The sequence below is a fragment of the Oerskovia sp. USHLN155 genome, from assembly GCF_037145535.1.
GTDB classification, from domain to species: Bacteria; Actinomycetota; Actinomycetes; order Actinomycetales; family Cellulomonadaceae; genus Oerskovia; species Oerskovia rustica.
Map to the genome: position 1 here is coordinate 307,509 of NZ_JBBCXG010000001.1, position 11,443 is coordinate 318,951.

General features: G+C 72.4%; 11 protein-coding genes. 5 read left to right on the forward strand and 6 right to left on the reverse strand.

The genetic code is table 11. The features are described from left to right. Window positions 1-6: 6 nt before the first annotated feature. Window positions 7-2,310, reverse strand: a complete 2,304-nt coding sequence (locus WFH32_RS01385; protein WP_336705985.1) for a choice-of-anchor I family protein — start codon at window positions 2,308-2,310, stop codon at window positions 7-9. A gap of 304 nt (window positions 2,311-2,614) precedes the next feature. Between WFH32_RS01385 and WFH32_RS01390 the strand changes: the two genes are divergently transcribed. Together WFH32_RS01390 and WFH32_RS01395 are read left to right on the forward strand one after the other, a co-directional pair. Then, window positions 2,615-3,160 carry a hypothetical protein gene (locus WFH32_RS01390; RefSeq protein ID WP_336705986.1) on the forward strand — a complete coding sequence of 182 codons (546 nt, stop codon included), beginning with the start codon at window positions 2,615-2,617 and terminating at the stop codon, window positions 3,158-3,160. Window positions 3,161-3,269: 109 nt separating this feature from the next. After that, the gene (locus WFH32_RS01395) at window positions 3,270-4,223 is read left to right on the forward strand and encodes a phosphotransferase (protein ID WP_336705987.1); all 954 of its coding nucleotides are present in this window, start codon (window positions 3,270-3,272) and stop codon (window positions 4,221-4,223) included. Between the two features lie 3 nt (window positions 4,224-4,226). On the opposite strand, the gene WFH32_RS01400 is transcribed toward WFH32_RS01395, so the two are convergent. Genes WFH32_RS01400 through WFH32_RS01420 form a run of 5 tightly spaced genes read right to left on the reverse strand, consistent with a single transcriptional unit; the run spans window position 4,227 to window position 8,975 of the window. After that, window positions 4,227-4,865: an energy-coupling factor transporter transmembrane component T family protein gene (locus WFH32_RS01400; protein ID WP_191796169.1), complete on the reverse strand. Its 639-nt coding sequence runs from the start codon at window positions 4,863-4,865 to the stop codon at window positions 4,227-4,229. Beyond that, on the reverse strand, window positions 4,862-5,611 hold the full coding sequence (locus tag WFH32_RS01405) for an energy-coupling factor ABC transporter ATP-binding protein (protein WP_336705988.1): 750 nt from the start codon (window positions 5,609-5,611) through the stop codon (window positions 4,862-4,864). The genes WFH32_RS01400 and WFH32_RS01405 overlap by 4 nt, the downstream gene beginning before the upstream one ends. A gap of 11 nt (window positions 5,612-5,622) precedes the next feature. After that, window positions 5,623-6,804 (reverse strand): thiolase family protein, encoded by a 1,182-nt coding sequence (locus WFH32_RS01410; RefSeq protein ID WP_336705989.1) that lies wholly within the window; start codon window positions 6,802-6,804, stop codon window positions 5,623-5,625. Next, window positions 6,801-8,243 carry an AMP-binding protein gene (locus tag WFH32_RS01415; protein WP_336705990.1) on the reverse strand — a complete coding sequence of 481 codons (1,443 nt, stop codon included), beginning with the start codon at window positions 8,241-8,243 and terminating at the stop codon, window positions 6,801-6,803. The genes WFH32_RS01410 and WFH32_RS01415 overlap by 4 nt, the downstream gene beginning before the upstream one ends. Before the next feature lie 18 nt (window positions 8,244-8,261). After that, entirely contained in the window at window positions 8,262-8,975 is a 714-nt protein-coding gene (locus tag WFH32_RS01420) for a biotin transporter BioY (RefSeq protein WP_336705991.1), read from the reverse strand. A gap of 109 nt (window positions 8,976-9,084) precedes the next feature. Between WFH32_RS01420 and WFH32_RS01425 the strand changes: the two genes are divergently transcribed. From WFH32_RS01425 to WFH32_RS01435, 3 genes are all read left to right on the forward strand, one after another. Continuing rightward, a complete protein-coding gene (locus tag WFH32_RS01425) occupies window positions 9,085-9,960 on the forward strand; it encodes an RHS repeat-associated core domain-containing protein (protein WP_336705992.1) in 876 nt (291 codons plus the stop codon). Window positions 9,961-10,043: 83 nt separating this feature from the next. Beyond that, complete coding sequence (locus tag WFH32_RS01430) at window positions 10,044-10,748, forward strand: polymorphic toxin-type HINT domain-containing protein (protein WP_336705993.1); 705 nt, start codon at window positions 10,044-10,046, stop codon at window positions 10,746-10,748. Between the two features lie 89 nt (window positions 10,749-10,837). Next, a complete protein-coding gene (locus tag WFH32_RS01435; protein WP_336705994.1) occupies window positions 10,838-11,143 on the forward strand; it encodes a barstar family protein in 306 nt (101 codons plus the stop codon). Window positions 11,144-11,443: the final 300 nt, after the last annotated feature.

An 11,443-nucleotide genomic window follows, 5' to 3' on the forward strand; every position in this document is an offset into this window, starting at 1 on the left:
GGCCGGTCAGCCGATCGCGGTCAGCGTGAGTGTCGCGGTGTACGTGCCCGCGGCGGCGTCGACCGGGAAGCGCAGGTCGAGGTCGGCCCCGAGGACCGCGCTGCCCAGCTCGTGCCCGGCTGCGGCCGAGCCGAGGAGGGCCGAGTCGGCGAGGCCGTTGCCGCTCACGAGACCCGAGGCCACGGGGGCGCCCGCGAGCGTCCCGCCGCCCGCCGTCACGAGCGACGGGGTCCAGCCGAGGTGCTTGCCGGGCAGCGTGCGCGCACCCGCGCCGGCGCCGCTCGTGAAGTCGTCGACCTGGGCCGAGACGGACCATGCGGGAGCCGTCGCACGGGTGTCGGTGACCGTCACGGCGCTCAGCCGTCCCGTGGCCGCGAGGTGGTCGCCCGCGAGCCGGGCCGTGCCGAGGTCCACGACGCGGCTGCCGCCGTCGATCGTCCACACGAACTCGCCCGGCTCGACGGGTGCGGCGGGGATGGTGACCGTGAGGTCGATCCGCCCGTCGTCGGGCTCGGCCCCGGGGACGTCGACGCCGTAGAACGTCGTGGTGCCCGAGATCTCGTTCCCGACCGCGAGCAGCGGCGCGCCCGTGGGCGAGTCGCTCGCGGGGACGAACGTGAGGCCCTCGGGACCCAGGTCGCCTGCCTCGGCGAGCCTCTCGGGCGTCGCCTCGGCGCTCACCGAGAAGTCGCGGTGGTTGACGTAGGACACGGAGGTCGCGCGCGCGGGGTCGGTGATGTCGAAGACCGCGATGCCGCCCACGCGCTCGAAGCCGATGAACGCGTACGTGCGACCGCCGACCGCGCCCAGCGCGAGCCCCTCGGGCTCGGGGCCCTTGTCGTCGCTGCGCCCGTCGAACCCGGACGCGGTGTGGTTCGAGTTGAAGAAGTCGGGGTTGACCGAGGCCACGAGCTGCTCGAACGCGTCGCCCGAGTCGAAGACCTGACGGCCGTCTGTCGACCAGATCGAGAACGAGCGCGATCCGTACGAGTACAGCTCCTCGTAGCACGAGCCGTCGGCGCGCAGCCCGCTCGCGGTGCTGACGTTGAGCCGGCCCAGGTGGGCGTCCGCGGTGAGGTCGGCGAGCGTCGCCGGGTTGCCGGGTGCGCCGACGAACGTCGAGAACGCGTCGGCGCACAGACCCGGGACACCCTTCTTGCCGAGGTCCTTGGCGCGCGCGACCTCGGAGTACCCGGCCCAGTCGCGCGAGTCGCCCTCGTTGGCCGTGACGAGGTACGTCGCGCCGCCCGCCTGGTAGGAGGCGATCGTGTCGGGCTGGTAGAGGCCCTTGACCGGCCACGCGCGGATGTCGATCTTCCCGTCCTTGTCGGACGCGTCGAGGCCCGTGCCCGCGGCGGCGTGGTCCTGCGCCCCGAGCGGCAGCAGGTCCGTCACGGTCGCGCTCGCGACGTCGACGACCGCGAGCGCGTTCGCCTCCTGGACGCTCGCGTAGGCGAGGGTGCCGGTCGCGTCCCACGCGATGTACTCGGGCTCGAGGTTCTCCGACACCGGGCGATCAGGTGTGCCGGTGCCCGCGGCCTCCCGGCCGCCGAACACGCGGACCCCGGCCGGGAGCGGCTTGGCGCCACCCGCCTCGAACGCGTGGAACGTCGCCGTGCGGACGTCCGCCTGGGCGGCGCTCGCGAGGCCGGCGGGGGCCGTGACGATCGAGATCGAGCCCTCGGGGTCGACGCTGTAGTCGTCCGCAGGCTCGCCCTCGTTCGCGACCGCGATGCGCGAGCCGTCGGGCGAGAACGTCACCATGTCGGGCAGCGCGCCCACGCGCACGGCGCCGAGGATCGCGTTCGCGGGGGCGGCCCCCGGCGTGGTCACGGGCGCGGCCGCGTCGAAGAGGACGAGCCAGCCGTCGTCGGTCTTGGTGCTCGACTCGACCGCGGCCACCGCGAGGCCGTCGGGGCGGATCGCGACCGAGTTCACGACGGCGTCGGCCGCGACGACCGAGCCGTCCGCGGAAGCCGTGCCGCCGACCGCGAGCTCGAACAGGCGGGTCGGGGCCGAAGGGTCCCGGGCGTCGAGGACGTCGACCTTCCCGGACTGGGCGTTGACGACGAACAGTCGCGTGGAGGCCGCGTGGAACGCGACGATCTCCGCCGCGGACTCGTCGAGCTGGCCCGTCGAGTACGTGCCGAGCGGCGAGAGCGTGACGGCAGGGGGGACGGACGGGTCGGGGGCCGCGACGGCGGTGCCGACGACCCCGAACGTCCCGGCGGCGACCGCGACCGTGAGGCCGACGGCCACGATCCCGGCCGACCTCGGGTGCCGCAGGCGGGACTGGTGAACCACGCGCATTCCGTGCTCCTCGTTCCGATGGCCCCGCAGGGCGCAGGGCGGACGCTCGGAACCTAGGCCCGGCCGGTGACCGGCCGGTGAACGGCGGCCGACGGGACGAGGGCCGCCGGATGGCCGATGGGGCGTACGCGACGAATCCGGCATCTCGGCGACTAGGGGATGACCCTGGGGGACTCGCCCTCGGCCTGCGACGAGAGAGGGAGACCGCCTGCCACAGGGTCCCGCGAGCGGTGCAGACGAGCGCGCGCAGGACCCGACCAGGACCCGACGCGTCGCCCCCGGGCGACTCCGTAGCGTCGATGCCATGACCACGAACACCACGTCCCCGTCCATCGCCCGCCGACCCCGCACGCTCGCCGTCGTCGCCCTCGGCGGCCTCGCAGCCCTCACGCTCGGCGCGTGCGGGGGCCTCTCCGAGAGCCTCGAGGAACGCAACGACGGCCACACCAAGACCTACGCGTTCGACACCGGCAAGGCGGGCAAGGTCGACGAGGTCGTCCCGTCCTGGGTGCCCGACGACGCCGCGACCGTCCAGGGGATCTTCCGCACCACGGGCATGGAGCGCCTGCTCACGTACCGCGGGAGCCTCGACGGCCTGCCGGCCGACTGCACCACGGTCTCGGCCGAGAACCCGCTCATCCCGCAGCCCGAGCGCGAGGGGTTCACGGCCGACGACTTCCGGACGGACGCCACCCTGCTGGCGGCGTGGTGGCCCGACGGTCAGGAGAAGGCGAGCACCGTGATGTGCGGCAAGTGGTGGATCTCCTCGGACGGCGAGGACGTGTACGCGTTCACCCCCGAGCTCACGAGGGTCGAGATCGAGAAGCAGCCGACCCCCGAGGGGAAGTAGGCGCGCGAGGCGCTCGGCGCGGGTGATGCGGCTGACCTGCGAGGACACGACAGGACTCGCGGGCGCGCGCTCAACGGTCCCGCGCCGCGCGCCGACTACTGTCACCCGGATGGACTCGACACGACGCACCGTCTCGACGCGGCGCACGACCTGGCAGGAGCTCGCACCGCAGGTGCGCGCGGACGTCGAGACGATCCTGGGCAGCGAGGTGGTCCTGGCCGAGAGCCAGGCGCACGGGTACTCCCCGGGCAGCGCCGACCGCGTGCGCACCGCTGCGGGCGACCGGGCCTTCGTCAAGGCCGTGAGTCGCACCCGAAGCGCCGACGCCTACGACATCCACCGCCGTGAGCTCGACGTGCTGCGCCGCCTGCCCGACGCCGCGCCGGCCCCCCGGCTCCTGGGCGCGCACGAGTCCGACGAGTGGGTCGCGCTCGTGATCGAGGACGTCGACGGCCGCCACCCCGGTCTGCCGCCCGAGCGCCGCGAGCTCATCGCGCTCCTCGGTGCGCTGCTCGAGCAGCCCGTGGTCCGGGACCCCTCGGGTGCCGCGCCGTTCCCCGAGGCGACGGCCGAGCTCGCCCCGTCGTTCGACGGCTGGACGCGGCTGCGCTCCGACGGTGACGTGTCGGCGCTCCCGGCCTGGGCCGCCAGCCACCTCGACGAGCTCGAGGCGCTCGCGGCCGGGGCAGCCCGCGCCGCGCACGGCGACCGGCTCGTCCACCTCGACCTGCGGTTCGACAACCTGCTGGTCGACACGTCCGCCCGCGTGTGGGTCGTCGACTGGCCCTGGGCCGGGACGGGTGCGCGCTGGATCGACGGCGTGACCCTGCTGCTCGACGCGCGGGTCAACGGCAGCACGGTCGACGTCGACCGGATCGCGGCGACCCACCCGCTGTTCCGGGGGGCCACGCGCGAGGACGTCGACGCGTTCCTCGCCGGACTCGCCGGGTACTTCTTCGACGCGGCGCGCCACCCCGCCCCGCTGAACATGCCGACCCTGCGCGCGTTCCAGCGGCGGCAGGGCGTCGTCGCGATCGAGTGGCTCGAGCAGCGGCGGGCCTGACGGTCAGTCGTCGAAGCCGCGCGCCCGCAGCGCCTCGCCGAGCGCGTCGGCCTGCCGCATCGCGCCCACGACGAGCGGCACGGCGAAGGCGCGCACGTCGCGTTCGTGGCCACGGGCTCGCTGCGCGTCGCGGACCCGTCCCGCGAGGTCCGCGATCACGGGCACGCTGCGCAGCGCGAGGGCCAGCACGAGAGCGATGCGCTCGACGTCCACTCCGACGCGGCCGAGCGGCGAGAGCCCGCGCTCGATCGCCGCGAGCAGGTCGGCGACCCGCGTCGTGCAGGTCACGAGGCCCGCGAGCGCCACGAGCACCAGGAGGCGCGTGCTGAGGACCGCGGCGGACGTGAGGTCCATGAGCCACCACTGGAGCGCGAACACCACGGGCAGGAACATGCGCAGAGGGCGCACCTGGCCCCACGCGCTGCGCCACCCGAGGCCCGCGAACCCGTAGAGCCCCACGACCGCGAGGGCCGCGAGGCCCACGCCCACGGCGTCGCGCACGAGCAGCAGGGCGAGCGAGCACACCATGAGCGCGGCGAGCTTGGGTCCTGCGGGTGCGCGGTGCAGCAGCGAGCGCCCGACGACGTAGGCACCGGCCGTGCCCGCCGCCGTGCTCGGCCGGGCCGCGCTCGCAGGGGTCATGGCCGCTCGTCCAGGAGCCGCCGGTAGTACGCGACGGCCGGTGCGGGCTCGTCGTCGGCCACGACCCGGCCCTCGTCGATCACGAGCACGCGGTCGTAGCCCGTCATGAGGTCGAGGTCGTGCGAGACGAGCACGACCTGCTGCGGGATCTCGGACAGCAGTGCGGCGACGCGGCGCGTGTTGCGCAGGTCGAGCAGGGTCGTCGGCTCGTCGGCGACGACGAGGCGCGGCGAGGTCACGAGGACCGACGTGAGCGCGAGGAGCTGCTTCTGGCCGCCCGAGAGCAGGTGCGCGGGGTGGTCGGCGTGACCGTCGAGCCCGTGGCGTTCGAGCCAGTCCGCGACGAGACGGTCGCGGACGGCGCGGTCGTGCTCGCTGCGTCGCAGCGAGTAGGCGACGTCCTCGGCGACGGTGGGCATGACGATCTGCGCGTCGGGGTCGGAGAACACGAAGCCGACACGTCGCCTGACCTGGGCCCCCGAGCGGCGCGTGTCGAGGCCGTCGACCCGCACGGTGCCGTGGGTGGGCAGGACGAGTCCGTTGAGCAGCCGCGCGAGGGTGCTCTTGCCCGAGCCGTTCGCGCCGACGATCCCGATGCGCCGCTCGCGCAACCGGGCGGTGACCCCGCGCAGGACGTCGCGCTCGCCGAGACGCACGTGCACGTCCTCGAGCCCGACGACGCAGCCCACCTCGGCGGGCGCGGTCGCCGGGTCCGGTGTCTGGTTCTCGACGGTCGACCCGTGCATGCGTGCCCCTCTCATCGGACCACCTCGAACAACCCAGCCACACCCAGGCCGCCGCCCACCGCCGCGGCCGCGAGCCCGAGCGAGCCCGCCGGGGCCCCCGCGCGCACGAGTCGGCTGAACAGCCGCACGACCGACACGGCGCCGCTCGCCCCCCACGGGTGCCCCAGCGCCAGGGCGCCGCCGTCCGCGCACAGGCGAGCGTCGTCGTCGGGCAGTCGGAGCGCGCCCGTGAACGCCAGGACCTGCGCCGCGAAGGCCTCGACGAGCTCGATCGCGGCGACGTCGTCGATGCTCCGGCCCGTACGGGCCAGGAGCTTGCGTACCGCCGGGACAGGCCCCCAGCCGGGCAGGCGCGGGTCGCAGCCGCGCGTCACGCCGCCGACGAGCCGCAGGCCGGGCACCCCCAGGCGGGCGCGCACCCGCTCCGGGACGATCACGACCGCTGCGGCGCCGTCGCTGAGCGGGCTCGCGTTGCCCGCGGTCACTGTCCCGCCCGGGGTGAACACGGCCGGGAGGCGTGCGAGCAGCGCAGGGTCGAGCCGGCGAGCGCGCTCGTCGCGGTCGAGCGTCCCGACCGGGACCGTCTCGTCGGCGAACCTGCCCGCCGCGTGGGCGGCGAGGGCGCGTGCGTGCGATCGTGCGGCATAGGCGTCCTGGCGCTCGCGGCCGATGCCCCGCTCGCGGGCCAGGGCGTCGGCGGCGGCGCCCATGTCGGGGTCGCCGAGCTCGGGCGGCGTGAAGGGGGCGCGGTCGTAGGGGACGGGCAGGTTCTCCGATCCGCGCGGCGGGCGGTGGGCGCGCAGCGGGGCGGTCGAGGCGCTCTCGACGCCCCCGGCCAGCACGACGTCGCCGTCACCGGCGCGGACGCCCTGGGCCGCGAGCAGGATCGCGGCCAGGCCGCTGCCGCACTGCCGGTCGACCGTGACCCCGGGGACGCGCTCGGTCAACGGCCCGTCCGGGTCGCGCAGCGAGGCCGCGAGGACCGCGACCCGCGCAAGGTTCCCGCCCGGTCCCGTGCAGTTGCCCAGCACGACGTCGTCGACGTCCAGGCCCCCGGAGAGGTCGGAGAGGGCTGCGCCCAGGACCGGCGCGGCGAGGTCCACCGCGCCGACGTCCGCGAGCCCGTGGCCCGCCGTGCCGATCCAGGTCCGCCGCGCGGCGACGACCACGGGGGAGTCGGGCGACGCGCTCACCGCAGCGCCTCGTACGCGGGCTCCCCGGACAGCAGCGCCTCGCTGATCGCGCCGCGCGCGGCCTTGCCCGACGGCGTCCGGGGCAGCTCGCGCACGCCGTACCAGTGGCGCGGGCGCTGGGCCGAGGACAGCGAGGCCCGGGCCACGCGTTCGAGGTGCGCGCGGAGCCCCGGCCGGTCCGCGCACTGCACCACGGCCGTCACGACCGCGCCCAGCCGGCGGTGCGGGGTCCCGACGACCACGACGTCCTCGACGCCCGGGATCGCGCGCAGCACGACCTCGACGTCCTCCGGGACGACCGTCGCGCCGCCGGTGAGGATCGCGCCGTCTCCCCGGCCGCGCAGGACCAGCGGGACATCCTCTCCCGTGGTGGGCTCGGGGACGGGCACCTCGGCCAGGTCGCCCACCGTGCACCACTCGCCGTCGCGGCGGAACGGGCCGGTCGCGCGGGCGAGATACCCCTGCGCGACCCACGGCGACCGCACCCAGACCTCGCCGAGCGTCGCCCCCGGCAGCTCGCGCACCTCGACCTCGACGCCCGGGAAGGGGCGCAGGCCCGTGCCGTCGGTGTCGATCGCGACGAACGACAGCTCGACGGCCCCGTAGTACGTCACGACGCCCACCTCCGCGCGGGCCGCGCGCTCGCGCACGTCGTTCGGCAGCGACGCGCCCCCGACCACGGCGGTCCGCAGTCGGCTCGGGGCGCCCGCCTCGATCGCGTCGAGGATCGGCTCGAGCGCCGAGGGCACGAGGTGCACGACGTCGGAGGTCGCCAGGGCCGTCGTGATCGCGGCGTCGCCCCTGGCGAGCTGGACGCACGCCCCCGTCGCGAGTGCGTGCACGGCCGCGAAGCAGTACAGCGACGACGCGAGCGGACCGGGCACCAGCACGGTGTCCTCGGGACCGGTGCCGGTGAGTCGCGCGGTCGCCGGGAACGAGCCTGTCCACGAAGCGCGGGTGCGCACCACCGCGCGCGGCCGGCCCGTGCTCCCCGACGAGAACCCGGCCCACGCGAGATCCGACGCCGATGGCTCGGCGGGAGCGACGTCGTCGGGCCCGCTGTCCGCGACCGGGCCGCCGAGCGGGGCGAGCGCGTCCGTCGCGCTGCCCCGCGGGAGCGGGACCTCGACGAAGCCCGCCGGGGCGATGGTGCGCAGGACCTCGGCGCGCTGGGCGCGCGACCACGAGTGGTCGCAGACGAGGGGAGTGGCACCCGCGAGGTCGACCGCGAGGAGGGCCGTGAGGAGGTCGACCGGGTCGGGCAGGGAGATCGCGACGACGTCGCCCACGGCCGTCCCGGTCGCCCGCAGGAACTCGGCTCCCGCCGCGACGTCCGCAGCGAGGGCACGGTAGGTGCGAGAGCGATCGGGGGAGCGCAGCGCGCAGCGCCCCCCTGCGGAGCTGCGGGCGTGCGCGATGACGGCGTGGGCGACGGGCATGAGGGGATCGTAGGTCGATCAGGCCGCAGGGCTCGCGGCGGGCTGGTTCTCTTGTGTCCTCGGACCGCGGCGCAGCGGGGAGGCCGCGGGGTAGGCGCGGACCACGCCGACCGTGACCGAGGCCGCGACCACGGCCTTGACGAGGTCGCCCGGGAGGTACATGAGCGCACCGGTCGCGACCGTCCGGAGCGAGAAGCCTGTGACGAGCGACTGCAGCGGGATACCCAGGGCGTACATGACGAGCATGCCGCCCACGACGCACGCCGCCAGGACACGCCAGAAGGACAGGGTCGTGAACCGCTGGACGATCAGCCCGATCACCGCGGCACCCACCACGAAGCCGACAAGGTAGCCCGCCGACGGACCCACGAAGACCCCCGGCCCGCCGCGGCCGCCCGACAGGAGCGGGAGGCCCGCCGCGACGAGCGCGAGGAACGTGAGCATCGCGAGCGCGCCACGCCACGCGCCGAGGAGCGCGCCGGCGAGCATGACGCCGAGGGTCTGGAGCGTGATCGGGACGGCGTTGCCGAACAGGGCCAGAGGCCCCGGCATGCCGAGGACCGCCGTCAGGGCGGCGAACGTCGCGATGCGGGCCGCGTCGGATGCGGTGACGCTCCAGCGGGATGGCTGGTGTGCCGGGGCGTGGGGCGAGACCGACAGGTCGGGGTGTGCGGGGGTGGGGACGTCTGCGGGCAGGTCTGCGGGCAGATCGGTGCGCACGGGGCGGGCCACAGGGTCTCCTCGGGAAGGGCGTGAGGTGCCGGGTGGCACGGGTCAACTCTGGTCCTCGCGAGGGTGAAGATGCGTCGGCGCAACGGGCCAGCGCGAACGGCGCGAGGTGGTGGAAGTCGACAAGCGGTTGGAGGAAACCTCCCAGCCCGGCTCCACGAGGTCCGGGGAGCCTGTCGGGAATCTACAAGTGTGTGCGGATCGTGGCGAGGACTTGCGCTGGCGGTACTACTCGTTCGCAGGCAAGACCGTCGCCTCCCGGACGGCGAACGGCTCGGCGGGCGTGCGGACCCTCATCAGTGACCACCACGCCACGGCCGAGATCTCGATCAACAACTCGACCAACCAGCTCACGCGGCGCTACCACGACCCGTACGGGAACCCCCGTGGCGCCGCAGCATCCACCTGGGTCGGGGATCGCGGATTCCTCAACAAGCCCACAGACTCCACAGGGCTCACGCAGGTCGGTGCGCGCTACTACGACGCGCAGACGGGGCGCTTCATCTCGGTCGACCCGCTCATGGATCTCACGGACCCGCAGCAGTGGAACGGGTACGCGTACTCGAACAACAACCCCACGACCTACTCCGACCCGACGGGGCTCATCTACTGCGGGCGTGTCGACTACCGGGATTGCAACCAGGCGTACGAGTACAACTCGAGAACTGGAATCGGTACGGTCCACAAGCCCAGAATGGGAATCTCGAACACATTCATCGTCAACCCCTCCCAGTACCGAGAGCATCGGCGCCAAGAACTGAAGTTGCAGCCTGCCAAGAATCGATTGTTCAAGCAGTATCGGCGCACGGCTCTCGATGCTGCCGGCATGATTCCCGGCCCGATTGGAATGGCCGCTGACGGCATGGGCATGGTTGGTTCGGCAAGAGAGCGGGACTGGACGAGGTTCAGCGGAGCGCCACGAGCTTCCTCCCGATCGGTGGTGATATCTATAGAGGGTTCAAGATCGGGCCCGCAGTTTCACGCCTGAATAAGGCGACCCGTGACTTGTCCGGCGGTGCCGCAAACACCGCAGCCAAGGCGTGCTCCTTTACCGGAGCCACCCCTGTCCTGATGGGTGACGGCTCGAAGAAGCCCATCGATGAGGTGAAGGTCGGCGATGAGGTGACCGCCTCTGACCCGGAGACCGGGGAGCAGGAGGCCCGGAGAGTCACCCACGTCTTCGTGCACGAAGACACCGTGACGGACCTCCGGCTCGAGAACGGGGCCGTCCTCGAGACCACCGAGGACCACCCGTTTTGGTCCGTGACCGACGGGCGGTTCGAGCGCGCCGACGAGCTGTCTGCTGGCGAACTCGTTCTGAAGGCTGACGGGCGGACGATCGCGATCGATGAGTTGCGTGGCTCCGCCTCGCGCACTGCATGGGCGTACAATCTTTCGGTTGACGGCATCCACACCTATCATGTTGGCCAGCAAGAGGTTCTGGTTCATAACACCTGTCCGATCGCAGGCAACGTGGGTATTGGACCGCTTCCAAAGCATGTGCAGGACGTTCTTGACCATGTCGACGCCAACAATGGCGCGGGACCGGCTGGCTTTGGTTTGCCAAATTGGCAAGGCGCTCAGCGCCCCTTTGGGAACAAGGAGGGCTATTTGCCATCAACCGACGGTGCGGGTGGCGTGGTGAAGTATTTTGAGTATGACGTGAATCCGTACGCTCCCGGTGTGAACCGTGGCCCAGAGAGGCTTATCACTGGGACCGACGGCTCGGCGTACTATACTAGTGATCACTATAGCAACTTCGTTCAAGGGCGGTGAGGGAAGTGGGACCCGGACATGGGTCTGAACGGTCGTGGCCGAGGATGGTAGATGCTAGCTTCCTCTCCGAGCGTGCTAAGAGTCCTGGATTGATCCTCGCTGAGGTTGATGGTGAGAAGGTGAATTCGAAGGCGACCCTTATTGCCGAGCTGGCGCGAGCCCTCCGGTTTCCCGACTATTTCGGTGGGAGCTGGGACGCGGTCTCGGACTGTCTCCAGGACCTGTCATGGCTAGGTAACATCTCGTCTTTGCTCGTTGTATTTAGCAATGTTGATCACCTAGAGAAGGCGATTTGTTCAGATTTTCATGTCCTTCTCGATGTGCTTCATGGCGCTGCCCAAGTTTGGGAGAGTCAAGGCTTCGATTTTTCGGTGGTTCTGGCAGAGGGGAAGTGAATTCCGTGGGGCGTGGTTCGGAGGCGGCGACTCGTAGTAGAAGCCGCGAATTCGCGTTCACCCGCGTGGGTTGGCAGTTCGCGCCCGACATCGGTGTGCTCGAGTCAGCAAGGCTGATGCGGTTTGTGGAGGCCCGCCGCACCCCCTGAGACTGAAAGGCCCTGAGTCCAGACCGGTCAAGCGGGATAATAGAGGGAAGGTGGCAGTGTTTCCGAACCATCCTCTCTGATGCAAGGCCGAGATCGTCATCGGCCTCCTTCTTTCCGGAGCGAACGAACGGTTGCGCGCCGATTCGCGACT

What these genes read in the sequence shown, in the direction of transcription:
- WFH32_RS01390 (WP_336705986.1), top strand. Translation starts at nt 2,615, where the DNA reads ATGACCACGAACACCACGTCCCCGTCCATCGCCCGCCGACCCCGCACG.
- WFH32_RS01395 (WP_336705987.1), top strand. Translation starts at nt 3,270, where the DNA reads ATGGACTCGACACGACGCACCGTCTCGACGCGGCGCACGACCTGGCAG.
- WFH32_RS01415 (WP_336705990.1), bottom strand. Translation starts at nt 8,243, where the DNA reads ATGCCCGTCGCCCACGCCGTCATCGCGCACGCCCGCAGCTCCGCAGGG.
- WFH32_RS01405 (WP_336705988.1), bottom strand. Translation starts at nt 5,611, where the DNA reads ATGCACGGGTCGACCGTCGAGAACCAGACACCGGACCCGGCGACCGCG.
- WFH32_RS01400 (WP_191796169.1), bottom strand. Translation starts at nt 4,865, where the DNA reads ATGACCCCTGCGAGCGCGGCCCGGCCGAGCACGGCGGCGGGCACGGCC.
- WFH32_RS01385 (WP_336705985.1), bottom strand. Translation starts at nt 2,310, where the DNA reads ATGCGCGTGGTTCACCAGTCCCGCCTGCGGCACCCGAGGTCGGCCGGG.
- WFH32_RS01430 (WP_336705993.1), top strand. Translation starts at nt 10,044, where the DNA reads ATGGGTGACGGCTCGAAGAAGCCCATCGATGAGGTGAAGGTCGGCGAT.